Source organism: Streptomyces sp. JLBT605 (genome assembly GCF_058215555.1).
Genome location: NZ_CM177087.1, coordinates 3,475,496 through 3,496,035, shown reverse-complemented (window position 1 = coordinate 3,496,035; position 20,540 = coordinate 3,475,496). Strand labels below are relative to the sequence as shown.

Genomic DNA, 20,540 nt, shown 5'->3' with positions numbered 1-20,540 from the left:
GGCGTGATTCGGCCAGGGAGGCGACGGGGTGAACAACGGGGGTTTCAGGGCGAGTTCGGATGCGGCTCCGCGATGTGAGGCGGCGGACGAGAAGGATCCGACGCCGTGCGAGGGGCCGCCCACCGCGGCCACGGTGATAGCCGCGGACGGCACGGAGCTCACCGGCTGCGTCCAGCACAGCGCCCGGCAGCTCGCCAGTCTGGACGGTGCCCGGCTGCACCCGATGGCGGCTCTGGCGCCATGGGCGGTGGACGTGTACTGCCGCGCCGCCGAGCTGCCGCCCTTCGCGTGGCTCATCGGGCTCTAGCCCAGGGGGTGTCCGGCGGGTGTCGTACAGTGCGGGAGATCGTGCAACGTCCATTACGTGCAATCTCGACACCTGGGGGGCCTGCCATGGGACTGTTCGGAAACGCGCACACGGTTGATCCGGTCGCGGCGCAGCGGGACTACGAGCGGCTGCTGGGCCAGGGCGAGCAGGTTCACGCGGCCTACCAGCTGGTGCGCGACACCATCCTGTTCACCGACCGCCGGCTCGTCCTCGTCGACAAGCAGGGGATAACCGGCAAGAAGGTGGAGTACCACTCCATCCCCTACAAGAGCATCACGCACTTCGCGGTGGAGACCGCCGGCACCTTCGACCTCGACGCCGAGCTGAAGATCTGGATCTCCGGCAACTCGGTGCCGGTCGAGAAGACCTTCACCAAGGGCGTGGACATCTACGAGGTGCAGGCGATCCTCACCCAGTTCGTGGCGCGCTGAGCATCACGGCGCGCTGAGCGCGGCCGCAGGCGGGCGGCCCGGGGCAACGAACAAGACCCGGGCCGCCCGCTTTGCATACGCGGGTGTGACCCGTCAGCCGTCGCCCTCCTTCTCGAGGGTCCAGGCGGGGGAGTCCTGGGGAGGAGCCGGAATGACCTCCAGGGCGGAGAAGTCGAACTCCGCGTCGTCCTCCTCGTCGCCGGACGGAAGCCGTCCCTGCTCGTCGGGGCGGTAGTAGAGGCCGTACACCCAGTACTCGGGCATCTCGTGGCCCATCAGGTCCCCCGAGAGAATCTCTTCCCCGGCGTACCTCTCGTTGATCCTCGCCACCGCCTCGGCGCGGGAGATCCCGAACCGCTCGACCATCTCCCGCGTCATCTTGCGGAAGTAGTTGAGCATTTCCTCGTCGAGGCGTGCCAGAAATTCTTCGGTCATCATCGTCCAGGTCCCAGAACTCGGTGGAGGGAATCAGTGAAGAGGCGCTCCGCGCGGCCGCCGAAGACGGCGATCTGATGGCCGTTGAGAACGGGCGGTTTGCCTTCCTTCAGGAATCCATCGAGGTTCCTCAGCATGGGACCCTCGACCAATTCGTAGTTGTGCATGGCTCCGCCCTTGCGGTGGTGCTTGATGAAATCGGCCACATCGTCGCCCGGGCCATGGAATACCTTACTGCCCAGCTTGTCCAGCTCGGCCTTGGGCACTCGGAAGTGGATGACGGCGGGCAGGTCGTTCTTCTTCTTGGCCTGTATCTTCGCCCAGTCGAGGGCCTGCTTCGGGTCGTTGGTGACATAGAAGCCACCCTTTCCGAAGTCCATCTTGCGCGTACTGAATGTCGTGCTGACCCCGTCCGCCAGGATATTGTCCGCGGCCTTTCCGAAGGTGCCGTGGTAAAGGTCCACCATGCACGGGGCCTTCAGGCCCAGCGGGTCGGTCCACTGGAGCGGATTCGGCACGTACGCGTAGTGGTTCGGTGCCGGTGTCCGGCCCAGCGGGTCCGGGCTCAGATAGCGCGCGGTGCCCGGCTCGTAATAGCGATGGTGGTTGTAGTGGAGGCCGGTCTCGGCGTCGTAGTACTGGCCGGGGAAGCGCAGCGGGCAATCCACGGAACCGGGGCCAGAGCCGGAACTGGACGGTCCGGCCGCCGGCAGGCCCCACAGCGTCGGCGACCCGGCCGACCAGACGACCTCGCCTGCCGTGTCCACCAGCTCCGTCGGCGTCCCGATGAGGTCCGTGACGATCGCGTAGAAGCGCTCGTCGATCTCCTCCTGCGAGGCATCGGCGCCGATCCGGCGCACCCGCTGCCCGACCGGTACCGGACGGTCCCCGTCCCAGTCCCAGGACGTACTGACCGACCCGTCCCACTGCTCGGCCAGCTGGTCGCCGTCCCAGAAGAACCACACCTGCTCCACGACGGTCTCGCCGTCCGCGCCGAGCAGTTGCTTCGCCACGCGCCGCCCCAGCGGGTCGTAGAGATAGCGCCAGTGGCGGCCGTCCGGGGTGCGGACGTCGGTGAGCTGGTCCTCCGCGTTCCAGGTGTAGTGCCACTCGCGCCGCCCACCCGACAGCAACTTCGTGACCCGCCGCACCACACGGCCCTGACGGTCGTGCCGGTAGAAGGTGCGGCCCGCGCGGTCGATCAGCGAGCCGGAGTACGAGCGCTCGCCCGGGCCCGCGTCCTCGGCGGGGACCGGCGCCGAGGTGGCGAAGTCCATGAGGTTGCCGAGCGCGTCGTACGCGTACCTCTCGTCACGGCCGCCGCCCTGCACTGCGGTGACCCGCCCGGCGCGGTCGTAGGCGAAGGTCCGCTCACCGTGCTGGGAGTCGGTGACCGAGGTGAGCGCGCCGTCGGGACGGTGCTGGTAGGCGCGCTGGCGGACGGTGCCGTCGGGCGCCACGAGCCGCTGCGTCGTGCGGAGCAGGTCCGCGTCCCGCTCGTGCGTCAGGCGCGTCGCCTCGCCCAGCACCCGCTCGATCTCGCGTCCCGCGACGTCGTACCGGAAGGTGAGATCGTGCTGCCCCATGCGCTGGGTGAGCGACCGACCGGCCGAGTCGTACCTCCAGCGCGTGACGGCACCACCCGGCGTTGTGCGCGCCGTCCTGCGCCCGGCCGCGTCGTATGCGGAACGGACCTCGTGCCCGTTCCAGCTCTCCGCGACGACCCGGCCCACGGCGTCGTGCTCGATGCCGAGGTCGACGTCCGCGTTGCGCGCCCGCACCATGCGGCCCAGCGCGTCGTACGCATACATCGTGGTCGTGCCGTCGGCTTCCATCGCGACGACGTTGCCGAGCAGGTCGTGGCGGAAGGTCGTGACCTCGCCGGCACCGTTGGTCCGCTCGACCAGTTGGCCCGCGGCGTCGTAGCGGTAGGTCAGGGTGCGGCCGTTGAAGTCCGTCTCGGAGGTCAGGCGGCCCACTGGGTCGTAGGTGTAGCTCCATGTCTGCCCGGCCGCGTTGGTGACACTCCGCAGCCGCAGCTCGGTGTCGTAGACGAACTCCTCCCGCGTACCGTCCGCGTCCTCTCGCACGGAGCAGAGGTCGAAGTGCGTGTTCTCGTAACGGGTGTGGCGGCCGGTCGTGGAGCGGAACTCGAGCGGGTTGCCCTCGACGTCGTACGACCAGCGCTCGACGGTGCCGTTGGGCAGCTCGCGCCACGCGATCTGGCCCTCGGTGGTCCAGCCGACCCGGGTGACGGCACCGAAGGTGTCGGTGAGTTCGGTGATGCGGCCGAAAGCGTCGCGTACGAAGGACCGGCGGTCGCCGAGCGGGCCACCGGTGCCGACGACGAGCCCCGCGGTGTCGTTGACGATCGTCTGCTGCCGTTGTCCGAGCGGGTCCGTGATGCCGGTGAGACCGCCGCGCTCGTCGAAGGTGAAGGACGTGGTGGCGCCGACCGGGTCGACGACGGCCACGCGGTTGCCGCGCTCGTCATAGGCCGACTCCCAGGACCTCCCATCCGGCTGCGTGACCTTGGTGACGAGATGCAGGTCGTTGTACTCGGTGGTGATGACGCCGCCGTCCGGGCGCACGGTCTCGGTGACGTTGCCCGCCGCGTCATGGCTGAAGCGCGTCGTACGACCGAGCGGGTCGGTGAGCGCCACCAGACGTCCGCGGTCGTCCCACTCACGCGTGGTGGTGTGGCCGAGCGGGTCGGTCTCGGTGAGCGGGCGGTAGCTCTCGTCGAAGCGGTAGGTGAGGGAGTGGCCGAGGGAGTCCGTGGCGACGGTGGTGCGGGTGTCCTCGTCGTACGTGTACGTGTAGGCGAGGACGCCGTCGGCGCCGCCGGTGCGGACACAGCGGTTCGCGTCGTCGTACTCGTAGCGGTACCAGTCGCCGTGCCTGCTGCGCCAGCCGGTGATCCGTTGCCGGTCGTCCCAGCTGTAGCACTGGGGCACCCCGGAGGAGTCCGCCACGCCGGTGAGGCGGCCCTGCTCGTCGTACTCGTACGTCACCAGGCGCGGCTGCTCGGGCGCACTGAGCAGCGTGAGCGCGGTGACGCGGCCCGATGCGGTGGTGACGCCGACGCGGTAGCCGCCGTGGTGGACCAGCTCCGCAGGGGAGCCGTCGGTGGAATACCGGATGTCAAGGGTGTTGCCGTTGCGGTCCTCGATGCCGACCAGCGGCAGTTCGGCGTTGCGCCCGCCCGCTGTCCCCTGGAAACGCAGCGTTGTGCCGCTCTCCGGCTGCCACACCCTGATCTCGCCGTTCGGGGTGCCGTCCCAGCTCAGCGGCCAGTTGGGGCCCACCACCGGCATCATCGGCTCGTCGGCTTCCGGTACGGCGTAGTACAGCACGGTGCCGTCGTCGGCGATGAACCGGATGCCCTCCTTGTCGATCAGGAGCCGCTGGTCGAGGGTGGAGGTCCACCCCGCCCCGAACCAGCGCCCAGCCTTCACGCCGGTGCGATGACCACGCGCCACGACGAGGGGCAGGACACCGGGGAGTGAGACGTCCGGCACGGACATCACCATCTGGCCGGTGGCCATGTCGATCGGGTCGCCGCAGGTGAAGAGGTTCTTCATCTGCCGGCCCAGGCCCTGCATGCGGGTGCCCATGCCCTTGAGCCCCATGGCCATGCCCTTCAGGCCGCCCTTGCCCAGGGCCTTGATCCCCTTGGCGAGTCCGCCGAGGGTGGTCAGGCCCTTCATGCCGGGTATGCAGTCCAAGGCGGCGAAGGCGACGTCGAGGAGCGTCGCTTGCCCGTTGGCGTATTTGTAGAGGGTGTCGGCGAGGACGACGAGCGCCGCCGCGAGGACGATCCAGGCCAGCGGGCCGCCGATGATCATCACGATGACGCCGAGGACGGCGACGACGACCTTGCAGATCTTGACGATGTCGTCCCAGTGGTCGGAGACCCAGTCGACCGCGTCCTCCCACCAGGAGCGGTTCTGGATACCGGCGTCGGAGGCGTCGTCCAGCTTCTTCTTGCAGTCCGAGGCCGCGTCCTCACGCAGCTTCCTGGCGTCTTCGGCCATCTTCTTCGCCGCGTCCAGCGCGCTCTGCGCGTTGTCCACCGCCGTCTGCGCCGACGTTTGGGATGACTTGGCGTCCTGGGCGTTACGGGTGGCAGCCCGCACGTCCTTCTCGTCCGGCTGCGGGACGTCCTTCTTGTCTTTGTTGTCCTGATACTCCTTGGACTTCTTGTTGGCCCGGTCCACCCAGGCGTTGGCCGTCTCCAGCCGCGAATGCGCCGACTTCAGATCCGACCGCGCCTGCCGCCCCTTCTCCAGCGCACGATCCGCGTCGCCCTGCGCCTGCTGCAACTTCGGCCAGTACGTGGAGAGCGCGTCACCCGCCAGGTCATAGGACTTCTGCAGCTTCTTCAGGTTCTTGGGGACGTCCTTGAACTCATCGGTGAACGCGTCCGCGGCCTTCCCCGCCCACTTCAGCAGCGCGTCATCCCCGGCCATCCCCTTGATCAGCCGCAGCGCCTCACCCACATCGGTGGCGAAGTCGTCCAGCTTCTTGGCCAGTTGCCGCACCCGCTCCGGATCCCCTGGCACCGGATCCTTGTCCAGATCCAGCACATGCCAATCCGTCGGCCGCCCCATGAACTCCCCCGATGCTGGACGAAAATCAGCCAGTCACTATAGGAGAAGACGCCACTCGGCTGACCAGCGGTTTCACCGACCTGGCCGGCAATTCGACGGGGCACCGCGCATCAGGGCAGTCGCTACAGGCGGAAGCGGAGCCGGCAGATGACGGCGTCGGTGTCGCGGCGGACGGCGTGGGCCACGACGGTGCCGCGCTGGTTCTGGAGCAGCCGCTGCCACATGCGGGCGGGTTCGACCTCGGGGATGAGCACGGTGATCCGCAGCCCCGGTTCGGCGGCGGCGAGCTTGCGGACGTAGGCGGCGATCGGGCGGCCGAGGGTGCGGCGCTGCGAGGGGATGGGAACGAGCGGGACGCCGGGGTTCCACAGCGCCCAGTCGCGGGCCAGGGCGTCGGTCGCGGCACGGTCCTCGGCGTCCGCGTGGCAGACCGTCACCGCGTGCACCTCCTCGCCGAGGGAGACCGCCGCGGTCAGGGCCTCGCTGGTGAGCCGGGACAGCGAGGAGACCGGCACCACGACCAGGGAGCGGTCCCGGCGCGGGGGTTCGGGGATGCGGCCCAGCCCCAGGCGCTCGCCGATCCGGGCGTAGGCGCGGTGGACGCACTCGAAGCCGGCGACGAGCAGCGGCAGGGCCAGGACGATCAGCCAGGCGCCGTCGTGGAACTTGGTGGCGGTGACGACGACCGCGCTGACGCCGGTGAGCAGCGCGCCCAGCCCGTTGAGCGCCGCCTTCCCCCGCCAGCGGGGGCCGCGCTCGCCGCACCAGCGCAGGACCAGGCCGGTCTGGGCGATGGTGAAGCCGACGAAGACGCCGATCGCGAAGAGCGGGACGAGGGTGTTGGTGTCGCCGCCGGAGAAGACCAGCAGCACCGCGGAGACGGCGGCGAGCGCCAGCACGCCGTGCCGGTGGACCTGGCGGTCGGCCTTCAGCGCGAAGACATGCGGCAGGTAGTTGTCGCGGGCCAGCAGCTTCAGCAGCACCGGCAGGCCGCCGAAGGAGGTGTTCGCCGACAGCGCCAGCAGCACGACGGTGGCGAACTGGACGACGTAGAAGGCGAGGTTGTGGCCGAAGGAGGCGTCGGCGAGCTGGGCGAGCACGGTGACGCCCTCGACCGGCTGGAGCCCGAAGCGGGAGATCAGCACGGACAGCCCGATGAGCATCAGGCCGAGCAGGGCGCCGAGCGCGATCTCGGCGTGCTGGGCACGCCTGACGGCGGGGGTACGGAAGGAGGGGACGGCGTTGGCGATGGCCTCGACGCCGGTGAGCGCCGAGCAGCCGGCGGCGAACGCCTTCAGCAGCAGCAGGGCGCCGACGGTGGTGGCGTTGTCGGCCATGACCGAGGCGTGGCCGGAGGCCGCCTCGGTGGAGACCGGACCGTCGCGGAGGAGGCCGACCACCACCAGGGCGAGGATCGAGACGATGAAGACCGCGGTGGGGAGGATGAAGACGCGCGCCGACTCGGCGATGCCGCGCAGATTGACCGCGGTGATCAGGACGAGCACGCCCAGACAGAGCCACAGCCGGTCGTCGTACAGCCCCGGGAAGGCCGAGGTGAGGGCGGCGACCCCGGCGGTCACCGCGACGGCGACGTTGAGGACGTAGTCCAGGACGAGGGAGGCGGCCGCCACCAGGCTGGTGCGCCGGCCCAGGTGCGCCTTGGCGACCGCGTAGGAGCCGCCGCCGTCCGGGAAGGCGGCGATCACCTGCCGGTAGGAGGCGACCAGCACCGCGAGCAGCGCCGCGATCGCCACCGTGACCGGGAGGGTGAAGCCGAGCCCGTGCGCCCCGGCCGCGGCCAGCACCAGCACGATCGCCTCCGGCCCGTACGCCACCGAGGCCATGGCGTCGAGGGAGAGGGCGGCGAGGCCGGTGAGCGCGGTGAGCTTGTGGCGGTCGCCCCCGTCGGGAGCGGCGGGCCCGGCGGTGTGCTCGGCGCCGGGCGCCAGGGTGGCGGTGCCGTCGGTATCCGGGGGTTCCTCTGCGGAGGGGGCGGCGTCGGTCTCGGTGGTAGGGGTGGACATCTGCGGCGGACTCCTTCGGATCGGTCCGCTCAGCGTCTGCCGGAGTCCGCTCGAACCCGCCCGACGCTGGCGCGTTCTTGGCGCGGAACGGCGATTCCCTTACGCGTCCTTGACGCTCCCTGATCGTCCCCCTGACCGGCCCCCTGACCGGTCGAGGAGTTCCTCGACGCTCTGGGCGGGGCGCAGCAGCTCGAAACGCACCTCTCCGGCCGGGTCGACGCGCACGCCGTGCACCGCGGGCTCGGACAGGCTGTTGTAGTGGAAGGGGGTGGAGAAGTAGTACGCGCCGGTGTCCAGGAGGGTGACGATGTCGCCGGGCTCCAGCAGCGGCAGCGGGCGCTCCCGGGCGACCAGGTCCCCGGCGAAACAGCAGGGCCCGGCGATGTCCTGCTCCACCGGCTCCCCGGCCTTGGGCGCGCCGCTGGGGCCGTGCGCGGTGATCCGCAGCGGCCAGGCGTCCGGCATGAAGACCGTCCGGGCGGCGACCTGGGCCCCGGCGTGGGTGATCGCGATCGGGCGCGACCCTGCCTTCTTGGTGTACTCGACATAGGCGGCGATGAAGCCGTTCTTGGCGAGCAGCGAGCGCCCGAACTCCGTGACGACCTGGTAGTCGCCGCTGAACAGGGCCGGTGCGTGGATCCGCAGCCGCTCCACGTACGCGGCGAAGCCGGGGTCCGCGCCGTCGCCGGTGAAGTCCACCGGCAGCCCGCCACCGATGTCGATGCCGGTGATCTGGCGCCGGCCCAGCCCGGCGTTGACCGTCTCCGCGAAGTCCACGGCCTTGGCGATGCCCTGGGCGATCAGCTCCAGCGGGCACCCCTGCGAGCCGACATGGACATGCACCCAGGTCAGCCAGGGCCGGTCCCGGTAGGCACGCAGCAGCCGCTCGGCCATCCCCTCGTCCTCCAGGGCGATGCCGAACTTCGAGGACGCGCCGGCGGTGGACATCTCCACGATCCAGCCGAGACCCACCTGCGGGTTGATCCGCAACCCCAGGCGGGACGCGGAGGGCCGGTCGGCCAGGATGGCGTCGATCCGCGCGAGCTCCTGGAAGTTGTCCGCGTTCACCGCGATGCCCAGCTCCAGGGCGCGGACCAGTTCGCCGCGAGTCTTGGCCGGGGAGTCGAAGACGATGCGCTCGGGCGGGAAGCCCGCCGCCAGCGCCTGGGCCAGCTCCCCCGAGCTCGCCACCTCGCAGCCCATGCCGAGCGCACGCAGCTCCGCCAACACCGGCACCAGACAGTTCGCCTTGGCCGCGAAGGTGTGCAGCACGGGGAGCGAGGCGGGGAAGGCGTTGTGCAGCGCCGCGACACTCGCCGCGACGCCGTCGAGGTCGACGAACCCGGCCAGCACCGCGGAGTCGGGATCGAGCAGGCCCTCCCGCACGGCCGCGCGCAGGATCAGTTCGCGACGTCGTCCGGCCGCCTGAGTGTCCGTCACACCAGGGAAGCCTACTGTTCGCCCCGCCGACAGCGGGGGCAGGCGCAGGGCGGAAAGACGTGGGACATTATCGGCGGCAGGTGGTCGCCGGGCATGATCTCCACCTTCGCGCGCTCCTCGGTCACCACACCCTCGGGGCTGACCCGGTAGACCCGCAGGGTCATCAGCGGCTCGCGTGGTTGCCCGAAGGCACGGGCGATACGGTCGAACACGTCATGAGCTCCTCTTACGAGTGGCCGATCACTCTGAGTGCCCCCATCGTGACGACGCCAGGCGTAGGCTCACCAGGTAAGAGCTGTCCCCTGGTTCGGAGTTGGGACAGGGAGGGATGGGCCGATGACCTTCCAGCCGAAAGACCTCACGCCGCACCGTTCGGTACGCGATCTCTTCGGGGCGGAAATGCGCCACCACCGCGAGAAGGCGGGGATGTCGCTGCGGCGCCTGTCCGAGGTGCTGAAGTACAGCAAGTCGCAACTGGCACGGTACGAGGCGGCGGACTCGCTGCCGTACGACGACCTGCCGGGGAAGCTGGACGCGTGCTTCGGGACGGACGGGTTGTTCGCCCGCCTGCACGACGCGGCGAAGAAGGAGCCGTTCCCGAAGAAGTACCGGCGGGTGATGGAGATCGAGAGCCAGGCGACTGTCATCGAGCAGTACATGTCCGCCACCGTTCCTGGCCTGCTTCAAACCGCGTCATACGCTGAGCGGTTGCTGCGCTGCGGGCGCCCATACGCTCCGGACGCGGAGATCGAAGCAATGGTGCAAGCGCGGATGGACCGGCAGGAGCGGTTCAGCTCCCCCAAACCACCGCACTGCTGGTTCGTCCTCGATGAGGCCGTGCTACGCCGCCCTGTGGGTGGGCTGGAGGTGATGCGCCACCAGTTGCTGTCCCTGATCGAGCGGGGGACAACGCCACACATAAACCTCCAAGTACTGCCCTTCTCCGAGGGCGAGCACCCGGCCCTCGGCGGTTCGCTGACTCTCTACACGGTGCCGGACCAACCGCCGATTGCCTATCTGGAAGGCAGTCGCTTCGGAAGAGTCCTGGAGGATCGGGACGAAGTGGCGGAGCGCAGGGAGAACTACGATCTACTCAGGGCCATGGCCCTGTCGCCTCGCGCCTCGGAGGCGATGATTCGAGCGGTAATGGAGGACTGGACGCCATGCGAACCACCCCCGACCTGAGCTCTGCTGTGTGGCGCAAGAGCAGCTACAGCAACATCGACGGCGGCGAGTGCGTCGAGGTCGCCGAAGCCTTCCCCGGCGCCGCCCGCTGGCGCAAGAGCAGCCACAGCAACGACGACGGTGGCATGTGCATCGAGGTCGCCGACAACCTCCCCGGCATCGTCCCCGTCCGTGACAGCAAGGACCCTGACGGCCCCGCCCTCCTCTTCCCCGCCCCGGCCTGGGCGGCGTTCATAGCGGGCGTCAAGGCGGGCGAGTTCCGCGACTAGCCCCTAGCCCCTAGTCGCCGACGCGGACCACCGCGAGGGTGATGTTGTCCGGGCCGCCCGCCTCGATGGCCGCCTTCCACAGCTCGAACGCGGCCCGGCCGTCGTCATGGACGCGCAGCAGATCGCCGAGCTCCTCGTCCGGCACCGGGTCGGTGAGACCATCCGTGCAGACGACATAGCGGCTGCCGACCGCGAGCGCGGAGGACGCCACATGCGGCGTGACCGCGGTGAAGGTGGGGCTGCCGCCGAGCGTCTGGGTGACCACGGAGGTCGTGCGCTGCCCCGGCGCCAACGGCGGGTTGTCGTCGACGCTGAGCTTGCGGATCGTCTCCCCACCGTCACGGCCGGCGTCCAGCACCTCCAGCACCCTGCTGTCGCCGACATTGAAGGTGAGCAGGGTGTCCGGCAGCAGGACGGCGCCGGCGACCGTCGTCCCCATGGTGAACAGCTCCGGTTCGCCGTCGGACGCCGCGTACACCGAGTGATTGCAGACCTCCACCGCGTCGCGGACCATCTCCTCGCTGTCCAGCGACGGCCCCAGCGTGGCGAGCTGCCGGACGACGAGGGCACTGGCGACCTCCCCGGCCGGCTGCCCGCCGAGCCCGTCGGCCACCGCGACGACGAGCGGGGTGCCGAGCGGGAAGAGCAGGGTCTGCGGGTTCTCGGTCACCGTGCCGCACAGCGTCCACGGCCCGACGACCAGGCTGTCCTCGTTGTGCTCGCGGATCAGCCCGGTATGGCTCAGCGCACTCACGGCTACATACGGCATTGGGGTGCCTCCCGGAGGTCCGGCGCGCGACGGCCCCCTCCCCTCCATTGTGCCGCTCGGACCGGCGGTACGGCCGGTACGCCGACTGGTCGCCGAGGCGCTCGACCTCCCGCGATAACGGGGCGAACCGGGCAATCATGGGAGGACGCGTCGCACGTGACCCGTCGCCCGCACGGAAGGACTCCCAGGACTCCCATGGCCTCCCCCGCTCCCGGCACGCCCGCCCCCGACAGCACGGCTTCCGACACCACGGCCACCGCCCCCGCCGCCCACCCGGACGGCGCCCCCCGCTTCGACGACCTGCGCGCGCTGTTCGTCAACTGCACGCTCAAGCCCAGCCCGGAGCTGAGCAACACCGACGGGCTGATCGAGCGGAGCCGGGCGGTGATGGACGCCCAGGGGGTGCGCACCGAGCTGATCCGGGCGGTGGACCATGACATCGCCACCGGGGTCTGGCCGGACATGACCGAGCACGGCTGGCAGTCCGACGCCTGGCCGCAGCTGTACGAGCGGGTGATGGACGCCGACATCCTGGTGCTGTGCGGCCCGATCTGGCTCGGCGACAACAGCTCGGTGATGAAGCGGGTCATCGAGCGGCTCTACGCCTGCTCCAGCCTCCTCAACGACCAGGGGCAGTACGCGTACTACGGGCGCACCGGCGGCTGTCTGATCACCGGGAACGAGGACGGCGTCAAGCACTGCGCGATGAACGTCCTCTACAGCCTCCAGCACCTGGGCTACACCATCCCGCCGCAGGCGGACGCCGGATGGATCGGCGAGGCGGGGCCGGGGCCGTCCTATCTCGATCCGGGCTCCGGCGGCCCGGAGAACGACTTCACCAACCGCAACACATCCTTCATGAGCTGGAACCTGATGCATCTGGCGGCGCTGCTGAAGCGGGCCGGTGGCATCCCCGCGTACGGCAACCAGCGCTCGGCGTGGGACGCGGGGTGCCGGTACGACTTCCCCAACCCCGAACACCGCTGACACCGCCTGCGTCAGCAGGCATGCGGAAGGGGGCGGGACGCCTGCGCGTCCCGCCCCCGGTCAGCTGGGTGGAGATTCCTCGGGTGGAGATTCCTCGATCAGCTGGTCCGCAGCTCCGCGTCGTCCACGACGAAGCTGGTCTGCAGGCTGGCGTCCTCGGTGGCCGTGAAGGTCAGCGTGATCTGCTTCCCGGCGTAGGCGCTCAGGTCCAGCGTGCGCTGGGTGTAGCCGCTCGCCGCGTCGGTGTTGTCCAGCGTGCTGAGGGTGGTGGAGTCGACCTTGACCTTGAAGGAGTCGTACGCGACGTCCTCGGTCTCATCGGTGTCGATGTGCAGCCAGTAGGTGAGCGTGGCCTTGGCGCAGCCGGTCGGCACCGTCACCGTCTGGTTGATCGTCTCGGTCTTGCTGGAGCCGTACCCGGCCAGCCAGGCGAAACGGGTGCCGCTGTGCGCCGCCTGACCGCTGTGCGCGCCGATCGTCCCGGTGTCCCCGGTCCACGGCGAGGTGCCGCTCTCGAAGCCGCCGTTGGTGATCAGCTGGCTGCCGGTGCAGCCCCCGGAACCCTTCACGGTCAGGGTGTAGGTGGTGGTGTGGGCGACCGTGCCGGTGCCCGTCACCGTGATGGTGTACGTGCCGGGCGCGGCGCTGGAGGTGGTCGCGACCGTCATGGTGGAGCTGTTGCCCGAGGTCACCGACGACGGGCTGAAGGAGACGGTGACACCGGCCGGGGCACCGGAGGCCGTGAGGTTCACGGTCTGCGCGTTCCCGCTGGTGGTGGCCGTGGAGACGGTGCTGGTGGCGGACCCGCCCGGGTCGACGCTGCCCGCGGTCGGGCTGGTCGCCAGGGAGAAGTCGTTGGCCGGGGCGGTGCCGCCGACCGCCTGCTTCCACAGGGTGTAGGCGATGCCGTCGACGCTGCGGTTCAGGCCGGTGGCGTTGATGTTGCTGGTGGTGTCACAGGACTGGTGGTAGCAGGGGTCGTACGCCGCACCGGCGGTGCCGCCCCACTTGGTCGCCTGCGCCGAGGTCTTGCGGGCGCTGGCGCCCATCGCGTAACCGGAGGTCGGGATGCCGACCTGCTCGAAGGAGTAGTCGTCCGAGCGGCCCGCGCCCTCGGTGTTCTCCTCGGGCTGGAGGTTCAGCGAGTCCCAGTACGCCTTCATCGGCTGGGCGGCCGTGGAGGTGATGTGGTTGATGAAGTAACCGCCGTTGGTCGAGGCGATCATGTCGAAGTTGTAGTACGCCTTGATCTGCGACCGCTGGGTGGAGCTGAGGGACCTGGCGTAGAAGTCGGAGCCGTTGAGGCCCTGCTCCTCGTCGGTCCACCAGCCGAAGCGGACCCGGTTCACCATGTTCGGGTTCTTCTGCGCCAGGGTGAGCGCGGTCTCCAGCAGTGCCGCCGAGCCGGAGCCGTTGTCGTTGATGCCCGGGCCCGCGCCGACGCTGTCCAGGTGCGAGCCGAACATGTAGACCTTGTTGGCGTCGCCCTTGGGCCACTCGGCGATCAGGTTGGGGCCGGCGCCGCTGGTGCAGCCGGAGGTGCACGCCTGCTCGGTGACGGTGTAGCCCGCCGCCTGGAGCTTGCCCTTCACATAGGCGACCGAGTCCCGGTAGCCCTGGCTGGTCGACCTGCGGTTGCCGCCGTTGCGCGAGGCGATCGCGTTGAGCTCGGTCAGGTGCGCCTGGACCTTGGCCACGTCGATGTCCGGGGCGTCGCCGCCGGGGGTGGACCCGCCGATGGTCAGGGTGTACTGCGCGGTGTGCGTGGTGGAGCCGGTCCCGGTGACGGTGATGGTGTAGGTGCCGGGCGCGGCGCTCGCGGTGGTGGCGACCGTCATGGTGGAGCTGTTGCCCGAGGTCACAGAGGCCGGGCTGAAGGAGACGGTGACGCCCGACGGGGCACCGGAGGCGGTGAGGTTCACCGTCTGGGCGCTGCCGCTGGTGGTGCTGGTGGAGACCGTCGCGGTGGCCGAGGAGCCGGGGTTGACGCTGCCCGAGGCCGGGCTGATCGCCATCGAGAAGTCACTGGCCGGAGAGCCGGTGCAGGTCGGGTCACCGGACTGCGCGGGCACGCTGATGGCGTCCCAGGCGGCCTTGGTCTTGTTGAACAGGTTGCAGGTGGAGTCGAGGTTCTTCGCCGCGGTCAGCGTGGTGGTGCGGTACCTCTTGTACGTCATGCCGCTGGTCTTCAGCAGCATGCCGCCGTAGAAGATCTTGCCCGCGTTCTGCACGCCGACGCCGGTGACCGTGGAGTTGTTGCAGGTCGGGCTGGTCGGCTTGCCGCCGCCGGGGTTGGAGCCCTCGGAGAGCAGGTAGAACCAGTGGTTGAGCGGACCGGCTGCCGCGTGCACCTCGGTGTTCGGGATCGAGGAGGAGTAGCAGTTGGGGTCCTGGAGCTTGGACGGGTCGTACATGTTGCGGATCGGCCCGTTGCCGGTGAGGTTGATCATCTCGCCGACGAGGTAGTCGCCCGGGGTGTCGTACGGCGCCGGCTCGTTGGCGTACGCCTCGGTCAGCGCGCCGAAGATGTCACCGGTGCCCTCGCCCAGGCCGTTCTCGTTGTCGGCGCCACCGGGGGTGAACTGGTCGATACCGTGGCCGTATTCATGGGCCACGACGTCGAGGCCGGCGATCCACTCGTTGGCCTGGTTGTGGCCGATGGTGATCCGCGAGCCGTCCCAGTAGGCGTTGAGGTCGTTGAGGCCGACCCGCGTCTGCCAGCTGCCGCCGTTGCCGTCGTGGCCGTTGCGGCCCAGCCAGTTCTTGAGCATGTCCCACTGCTTCTGGGCCGCGAACATCGCGTCGACGCAGCCCGTTTCCTTACTGGTGGGATTGCCGGTGCCCCAGTTGTCGCTCGACTTGGTCATGATCGAGCCGGAGCTGTAGTCGGCGCAGCTCAGCCCCGAGCGGTTCGGGTCCTTGAGCTGGTACTGGCCGCCGGAGGCGGTGGTGTCGATGGTGAGCGGGTTCGGCCCGTTCCACTTGCTGGTGCCACTGCCCGCCCGCACGTCGTCGTAGGTGTCCAGGACCTTGCCGGTCTTGGCGTCCACCCAGACGTGCAGGTGGCTGGGGGCCTTGGCGGTGGCCCCGGTGAGCACGGTCTCCCAGGCCAGCCGGGCCTTGCCGTCCTTGATCTTGACGACCAGGCGGTGCGAGTCCGTCTTGGTGACCTTCTTCAGCTGCGCGCGGCTGGTCTTCTTCGCCGCCGCGGAGCTGATCCTGGCCTTGGTCGGGACGTTGATCCGGGCCTGGGTCGCCGACCGGGTGGCGCGGACCCTGCCCTTGCCGTCCGCGAGGACGACCGCGTCACCGCCGACGACCGGCAGGCCGCGGTAGGTGCGCTCGTACGCGACCGAGTACAGGCCGTTCACCCAGGGGGTGACCATCTGGCGGTCGTAACGCTCGTAAGGGCCCTTGGCCAGCGCGTCCAGGCCGCTGACGGCCGCCTTGTCGGCGGCGGATATCGCGCGGGCGGCCGGGGTGGGCTTGCCGGGCTTGGCGGCCGCGTCCGCTCGGGGCGCGGCGGAGGCCGACAGCACAGGCAGCGCGGCCGCTCCCAGGGTGACGGCCAGGGAGAGGCCGGCCACCGTGAATCTTCGTAGCACCATGGCTCCTTGTGGGGGTGTGAGGAGTCGCAAGTTCGCGAGTGGGCGAACTCGCGTGATCTACGGAACTGTTGAACGGGAGGAACACCCGGGTCAGGGGTGATGCCGTGCGCTGTCGCCGATCCCGGAGCAGTCCGGGCCGCACTTCGGCGATACGTAGACATGTCCATGACTCAAGCGGCCGAACAGTGACATCCCGGCATCCATGGCGTCAATGGAGAAGGAGGCTCGGTCAGTTGTTTGTCGAAATCCGGCAACAGCTGACCGATATTCGCTCATGAATGGCTGGTGGTGGGTCACTGGCCGTCACGTCGTGGGTGGAATCGGGTGACATTTCCAGCCCGTCCTGGGCCCCCGGGCGGAGCCTGGGGGAGGTTGAGGACACGCCTCAGCCGGATCCGGTGCGCGCGGCGGTGAGTTCGGCGAGCAGCTCCGCCCCCGTCCAACCGCCGACGCCCTCCGGACCCGCGGACTCCGCCTGCCGCACCAGGGCGACCAGCCGGGCGCTGACCGGCGCCGGCAGGCCATGGCTGGCGGCCAGGGCGACGACCTCGCCCTGGAGGCTGTCGATCTCGGTGGGCCGGCCGCGCCGCAGGTCGTCCCAGGTGGACGAGCGGGCCTCGGCGTCGATGGCGAGCGCCGAGGCCGCGAGCCGGGTGAAGACCGCGTCCGGGAGCCGCAGCAGCCGTGGCATCAAGGTGGCCGGAATGGCCCCCAGGCGGGCCGGCCGGACCCCTTCGGCACGGAAGGCGGCCAGCGCCTCGGCCTGGCAGAGCGCGAGGCACAGCCGGTAGGCGCGCTGTCCCAGCTCGTCGCGGAGCGGCAGCCCGGAGAGTGCGTTGATCGCGTTGTTGAGGTTCATCAGCAACTTCGCGTGCCGCACCTCGCGCATGTCGGAGCGGGTCCGCACGCGCAGCCCGGCCCGGGCCAGCGCACCGGCCAGCGCTCCACCGGCCGGAGCGTCGTCCATCATCAGCGCCCCGCCGGAGCCCTGGTGGTACCGGCCCGGCTCGGGCTGGACGACGTTGTACGGGACCATTCCGGCCAGCACCGGGTGGTCACCGGCCTCGGCGCGGATCACCTCGGGGTTGCGCAGGCCGTTCTGGAAGCTGACCAGCACCGCGCCGGGGGCGAGGTACGGGGCGAGCTCGCGGGCGGCGTCGCGGGTGGCCGCCGACTTCACGGTGATCAGCACGTACTCCGCCCCGGCCGCGGCCTCCGGCGTGGTCTCGGCCCGGACGGCGGCGGGACCGACCCGGGTGACCGGACGGCCGCCGCCGCTGAGCGTCAGCCCCTGGCGCCGCACCGTGTCCATGGCCTCCGGGCGGCCGATCAGGGTGACCGAGGCGAACGGCGCCAGACTCCCGCCCAGATGACAGCCGATGCTCCCGGCCCCGAACACGGCGATCCGCGGGCGCGGCGCGGCGGGCGACGCGGGCTGCGGTGCGGGCCGCGAGGCCGGGTGCGGGGCGGGGTGCGGTGGGGGCTCCGGCACAGGCTGGGGCATGGGCGGGCTCTCCTGACTGGCGCGGTCCGGTGGCGTTGTCAGTGCCCCGTCCTAGTCTGAAAAAACCAGAGACCGGACGCACAGAGATGGGGCACGACATGAGCACCAAGATCTTCGTCAACCTGCCGGTGAAGGACCTGGAGAGGTCCATGGAGTTCTTCAAGCAGCTCGGGTACTCGTTCAACCCGCAGTTCACCGACGAGAAGGGCGCCTCTCTGGTGATCAGCGAGGACATCTACGCCATGCTGCTGGTCGAGCCCTTCTTCCAGTCGTTCACCGACAAGGAGATCGTCGACACGGGCAAGAGCGCGGAGGTCATCGTGGCGCTCGGCGTGGAGAGCCGGGAGCGGGTGGACGAGCTGGCCGACAAGGCGCTGGCCGCCGGCGGGAAGCCGTCGAAGGAGCCGATGGACGAGGGCTTCATGTACGGCCGCAGCTTCCAGGACCTGGACGGACACATCTGGGAGATCTTCTGGATGGACCCGTCCGCCGTCCAGGGCCAGTGACGGACGACAGTCAGTGACAGACGAGAGTCGGTGACACTGGAGACATGTGCCGAAGCATCAAGACACTCCGGCCACCCGCGATGCCCGAGGTCCTTGACGAGGACATCCGCGCGGCCGCGCTGCAGTACGTGCGGAAGGTGTCCGGCTTCCATGCGCCGGCCGCCCACAACCAGGCCGTGTTCGAGCAGGCCGTGACGGCTGTCGCGGACGCGACCCGGGAGCTGCTCGGTGGCCTGGAGGTGCGCGGCTCCGGTGCGCGCCGAAGCCTGCCGCGGGAGCCCGCCGGCCGGGCCTGAGGGGCCGGGGTTCAGAGGGCCGGGCTTGAGGGGCCGGGCTTGAGGGGCCGGGCTTGAGGGGCCGGGCTTGAGGGGCCGGGCTTGAGGGGCCGGGTCTCAAGGCGCTGCCCAGGTGGCCGACCGCAGCGGTCCGCGGCCGGCCGGGGCGGTACCGGGTCTACAGCGAGCGGACCTGGTCCGCCTGCGGGCCGCGGTCCCCCTGCGCCACCTCGAACTCGACGCGCTGATTCTCGTCCAGACTGCGGTAGCCGGGTCCGTGGATCGCGCTGTAGTGCACGAACACATCCGGTCCCCCGCCGTCGACCGCGATGAAGCCGTACCCCTTCTCGCTGTTGAACCACTTCACGGTGCCCTGCGCCATCTTTCACTCCTTGGAGCTCGTACCAGGCTGTCAACCAGGTGTAAGGAGTACCCTCCCGCCCGCGCGGCGGGCGTCACCGTCACCCGGACGACGGCGTGTCCGGGCCGGCGGGTGTCTGGGGGTCCCCCCGGACGGAGTCTGGGGGAGGGTCTCCCCGCCGGACCTGCGGCGGCGCGCGGGCCGGGTGACGATGAAGACATGCTGCTGGCCGATGTCGCCCGGACCTCCGGCGAGGTCGCGGCCACCTCAGCCCGCTCGGAGAAGGTGGCGGCGCTGGCCCGGCTGTTCTCCCGCACCCCGCCCGACGAGGCGCCGGTGGTGATCACTTACCTCGCAGGCCGGCTGCCGCAGCGCCGCACCGGCCTGGGCTGGAGCGCACTGCGGGAGCAACCGCCGCCCGCGCCGGAACCCCGGCTGGAGGTGGAGCAGGTGAACGCCGCGCTGGAGGGGATCGCGGCCCTGGCGGGCAAGGGCGCCGCCGGTGAGCGCAAGCGGCTCCTGCGCGAACTGCTGGCGGCCGCCACCGAGGAGGAGCAGTGGTTCCTGCGGCGGCTGATCGGCGGTGAGTTGCGGCAGGGCGCCCTGGACGCGCTGGCCGTGGAGGGCTTGGCGGCCGCCGTGGAGGCCGATCCGGCGGAGGTGCGCCGGGCGGTGATGCTGGGCGGCTCGCTCGGCACCGTCTCCCAGGAGCTGCTGGCCCGCGGCCCGCAGGCGCTGGCGGACTTCCGGCTGGAGGTCGGGCGTCCGGTGCTGCCGATGCTCGCGCAGAGCGCCAAGGACGTCGACGAGGCGCTGGACCGGCTCGGCCCGTGTGCCGTGGAGGAGAAGCTGGACGGGATCCGGGTGCAGGTGCACCGGGACGGCGAGCGGGTGCGGATCTACACCCGCACCCTGGACGAGATCACCGGCCGGCTGCCGGACGTGGTCGCCGCCGCCCGGGAACTGGCGGTCGACCGGGCGGTACTGGACGGTGAGGTGATCGCGCTCGGCCCCGACGGGCGGCCACGGCCGTTCCAGGAGGTCGCGGGCCGGGTCGGGTCACGGCTGGACGTCCCCGGCGCACAGGCCACGGTGCCGCTCTCCCCGGTCTTCTTCGACCTGCTCTACGCCGACGGCCGGGACCTGCTGACGCTCTCCGCCGGGGAGCGCCACGCCGAGCTGGCCCGGATCACGCCCGAGGAGCGGCGGGTACGCCGGGTGGTGGCCGCCGACCCGGACGACGACGGGACCCGGCGGGCGGTGCGGGAGTTCGCCCGGCAGGTACTGGAGCAGGGCCACGAGGGAGTGATGGTCAAGGCGCTCGGGTCGCCGTACAGCGCGGGGCGGCGGGGAGCCTCCTGGCTGAAGGTGAAGCCGGTGCTCACCTTGGACCTGGTGGTGCTGGCCGCCGAGTGGGGACACGGCCGCCGCACCGGGAAGCTGTCCAACCTGCATCTGGGCGCCCGGCTGCCGGACGGCACGTTCGCCATGCTCGGCAAGACGTTCAAGGGGATGACGGACGCCGTACTGGAGTGGCAGACCGAGGCGCTGCGGGAGATCGCGGTGAGCGACGACGGCTGGCTGGTGCGGGTGCGGCCGGAGCTGGTGGTGGAGGTGGCCTTCGACGGGCTCCAGCGCTCCAGCCGCTACCCGGCCGGGGTGACGCTGCGGTTCGCCCGGGTGGTGCGGTACCGGCCGGACAAGACCGCGGCGGAGGCGGACACCGTGGAGACCGTGCTGGAGCTGCGCCGCCACGAATGAACGCGCGGCACGACAGGGGCGCTCACAGCGGTAGCGGTAGCGGT

At 70.4% G+C, this 20,540-nt stretch carries 17 protein-coding genes; 8 read left to right on the top strand and 9 right to left on the bottom strand.

Translation table 11 applies throughout. From position 1 onward, the window contains the following. Positions 1-28 precede the first annotated feature (28 nt). Both AC4BDD_RS15120 and AC4BDD_RS15115 read left to right on the top strand, forming a co-directional pair. Positions 29-307, top strand: coding sequence for a hypothetical protein (locus AC4BDD_RS15120; protein WP_490691527.1), 279 nt, complete (start codon positions 29-31; stop codon positions 305-307). A gap of 86 nt (positions 308-393) precedes the next feature. Further along, a complete protein-coding gene (locus tag AC4BDD_RS15115) occupies positions 394-759 on the top strand; it encodes a PH domain-containing protein (protein ID WP_490691526.1) in 366 nt (121 codons plus the stop codon). Between the two features lie 93 nt (positions 760-852). Here AC4BDD_RS15115 and AC4BDD_RS15110 read toward each other — a convergent pair whose 3' ends face one another. The 5 genes from AC4BDD_RS15110 to AC4BDD_RS15090 all read right to left on the bottom strand — a co-directional run bounded on the left by AC4BDD_RS15110 (position 853) and on the right by AC4BDD_RS15090 (position 9,483). Then, positions 853-1,197 carry a hypothetical protein gene (locus AC4BDD_RS15110; protein WP_490691525.1) on the bottom strand — a complete coding sequence of 115 codons (345 nt, stop codon included), beginning with the start codon at positions 1,195-1,197 and terminating at the stop codon, positions 853-855. Then, a complete protein-coding gene (locus AC4BDD_RS15105) occupies positions 1,194-5,807 on the bottom strand; it encodes an RHS repeat-associated core domain-containing protein (RefSeq protein ID WP_490691524.1) in 4,614 nt (1,537 codons plus the stop codon). The genes AC4BDD_RS15110 and AC4BDD_RS15105 overlap by 4 nt, the downstream gene beginning before the upstream one ends. Before the next feature lie 122 nt (positions 5,808-5,929). After that, positions 5,930-7,831 carry an APC family permease gene (locus tag AC4BDD_RS15100; protein ID WP_490691523.1) on the bottom strand — a complete coding sequence of 634 codons (1,902 nt, stop codon included), beginning with the start codon at positions 7,829-7,831 and terminating at the stop codon, positions 5,930-5,932. A gap of 99 nt (positions 7,832-7,930) precedes the next feature. After that, positions 7,931-9,271 (bottom strand): type III PLP-dependent enzyme domain-containing protein, encoded by a 1,341-nt coding sequence (locus tag AC4BDD_RS15095; RefSeq protein ID WP_490691522.1) that lies wholly within the window; start codon positions 9,269-9,271, stop codon positions 7,931-7,933. Between the two features lie 11 nt (positions 9,272-9,282). Further along, complete coding sequence (locus AC4BDD_RS15090; protein ID WP_490691521.1) at positions 9,283-9,483, bottom strand: hypothetical protein; 201 nt, start codon at positions 9,481-9,483, stop codon at positions 9,283-9,285. Positions 9,484-9,607: 124 nt separating this feature from the next. Between AC4BDD_RS15090 and AC4BDD_RS15085 the strand changes: the two genes are divergently transcribed. Continuing rightward, positions 9,608-10,456 (top strand): Scr1 family TA system antitoxin-like transcriptional regulator, encoded by an 849-nt coding sequence (locus tag AC4BDD_RS15085; RefSeq protein ID WP_490691520.1) that lies wholly within the window; start codon positions 9,608-9,610, stop codon positions 10,454-10,456. Further along, positions 10,435-10,725, top strand: coding sequence for a DUF397 domain-containing protein (locus AC4BDD_RS15080; RefSeq protein ID WP_490691519.1), 291 nt, complete (start codon positions 10,435-10,437; stop codon positions 10,723-10,725). Before AC4BDD_RS15085 ends, AC4BDD_RS15080 begins: the two co-directional genes overlap by 22 nt. A 10-nt stretch (positions 10,726-10,735) precedes the next feature. On the opposite strand, the gene AC4BDD_RS15075 is transcribed toward AC4BDD_RS15080, so the two are convergent. After that, positions 10,736-11,494, bottom strand: a complete 759-nt coding sequence (locus AC4BDD_RS15075) for a PP2C family protein-serine/threonine phosphatase (RefSeq protein WP_490691518.1) — start codon at positions 11,492-11,494, stop codon at positions 10,736-10,738. Positions 11,495-11,689: 195 nt separating this feature from the next. On the opposite strand from AC4BDD_RS15075, the gene AC4BDD_RS15070 reads away from it, so the two are divergent. Then, entirely contained in the window at positions 11,690-12,481 is a 792-nt protein-coding gene (locus AC4BDD_RS15070) for a flavodoxin family protein (RefSeq protein ID WP_490691517.1), read from the top strand. Positions 12,482-12,579: 98 nt separating this feature from the next. Here AC4BDD_RS15070 and AC4BDD_RS15065 read toward each other — a convergent pair whose 3' ends face one another. Beyond that, complete coding sequence (locus AC4BDD_RS15065) at positions 12,580-16,089, bottom strand: M28 family peptidase (protein ID WP_490691516.1); 3,510 nt, start codon at positions 16,087-16,089, stop codon at positions 12,580-12,582. 385 nt (positions 16,090-16,474) lie between these two features. Beyond that, positions 16,475-17,593 (bottom strand): 2-dehydropantoate 2-reductase, encoded by a 1,119-nt coding sequence (locus tag AC4BDD_RS15060; RefSeq protein WP_490691515.1) that lies wholly within the window; start codon positions 17,591-17,593, stop codon positions 16,475-16,477. A gap of 98 nt (positions 17,594-17,691) precedes the next feature. On the opposite strand from AC4BDD_RS15060, the gene AC4BDD_RS15055 reads away from it, so the two are divergent. Together AC4BDD_RS15055 and AC4BDD_RS15050 are read left to right on the top strand one after the other, a co-directional pair. Continuing rightward, positions 17,692-18,099: a VOC family protein gene (locus AC4BDD_RS15055; RefSeq protein ID WP_490691514.1), complete on the top strand. Its 408-nt coding sequence runs from the start codon at positions 17,692-17,694 to the stop codon at positions 18,097-18,099. 44 nt (positions 18,100-18,143) lie between these two features. Beyond that, complete coding sequence (locus tag AC4BDD_RS15050; protein WP_490691513.1) at positions 18,144-18,395, top strand: DUF2277 domain-containing protein; 252 nt, start codon at positions 18,144-18,146, stop codon at positions 18,393-18,395. 157 nt (positions 18,396-18,552) lie between these two features. Here AC4BDD_RS15050 and AC4BDD_RS15045 read toward each other — a convergent pair whose 3' ends face one another. Then, the gene (locus tag AC4BDD_RS15045) at positions 18,553-18,756 is read right to left on the bottom strand and encodes a cold-shock protein (RefSeq protein WP_490691512.1); all 204 of its coding nucleotides are present in this window, start codon (positions 18,754-18,756) and stop codon (positions 18,553-18,555) included. 198 nt (positions 18,757-18,954) lie between these two features. Here AC4BDD_RS15045 and AC4BDD_RS15040 point away from each other — a divergent pair, with 198 nt between their 5' ends. Continuing rightward, positions 18,955-20,496, top strand: a complete 1,542-nt coding sequence (locus AC4BDD_RS15040; RefSeq protein ID WP_490691511.1) for an ATP-dependent DNA ligase — start codon at positions 18,955-18,957, stop codon at positions 20,494-20,496. The last annotated feature ends 44 nt before the right edge of the window (positions 20,497-20,540 follow it).

What these genes read in the sequence shown, in the direction of transcription:
- AC4BDD_RS15115 (WP_490691526.1), top strand. Translation starts at nt 394, where the DNA reads ATGGGACTGTTCGGAAACGCGCACACGGTTGATCCGGTCGCGGCGCAG.
- AC4BDD_RS15110 (WP_490691525.1), bottom strand. Translation starts at nt 1,197, where the DNA reads ATGATGACCGAAGAATTTCTGGCACGCCTCGACGAGGAAATGCTCAAC.
- AC4BDD_RS15105 (WP_490691524.1), bottom strand. Translation starts at nt 5,807, where the DNA reads ATGGGGCGGCCGACGGATTGGCATGTGCTGGATCTGGACAAGGATCCG.
- AC4BDD_RS15100 (WP_490691523.1), bottom strand. Translation starts at nt 7,831, where the DNA reads ATGTCCACCCCTACCACCGAGACCGACGCCGCCCCCTCCGCAGAGGAA.
- AC4BDD_RS15085 (WP_490691520.1), top strand. Translation starts at nt 9,608, where the DNA reads ATGACCTTCCAGCCGAAAGACCTCACGCCGCACCGTTCGGTACGCGAT.
- AC4BDD_RS15080 (WP_490691519.1), top strand. Translation starts at nt 10,435, where the DNA reads ATGCGAACCACCCCCGACCTGAGCTCTGCTGTGTGGCGCAAGAGCAGC.
- AC4BDD_RS15075 (WP_490691518.1), bottom strand. Translation starts at nt 11,494, where the DNA reads ATGCCGTATGTAGCCGTGAGTGCGCTGAGCCATACCGGGCTGATCCGC.
- AC4BDD_RS15070 (WP_490691517.1), top strand. Translation starts at nt 11,690, where the DNA reads ATGGCCTCCCCCGCTCCCGGCACGCCCGCCCCCGACAGCACGGCTTCC.
- AC4BDD_RS15065 (WP_490691516.1), bottom strand. Translation starts at nt 16,089, where the DNA reads ATGGTGCTACGAAGATTCACGGTGGCCGGCCTCTCCCTGGCCGTCACC.
- AC4BDD_RS15060 (WP_490691515.1), bottom strand. Translation starts at nt 17,593, where the DNA reads ATGCCCCAGCCTGTGCCGGAGCCCCCACCGCACCCCGCCCCGCACCCG.
- AC4BDD_RS15055 (WP_490691514.1), top strand. Translation starts at nt 17,692, where the DNA reads ATGAGCACCAAGATCTTCGTCAACCTGCCGGTGAAGGACCTGGAGAGG.
- AC4BDD_RS15050 (WP_490691513.1), top strand. Translation starts at nt 18,144, where the DNA reads ATGTGCCGAAGCATCAAGACACTCCGGCCACCCGCGATGCCCGAGGTC.
- AC4BDD_RS15045 (WP_490691512.1), bottom strand. Translation starts at nt 18,756, where the DNA reads ATGGCGCAGGGCACCGTGAAGTGGTTCAACAGCGAGAAGGGGTACGGC.
- AC4BDD_RS15040 (WP_490691511.1), top strand. Translation starts at nt 18,955, where the DNA reads ATGCTGCTGGCCGATGTCGCCCGGACCTCCGGCGAGGTCGCGGCCACC.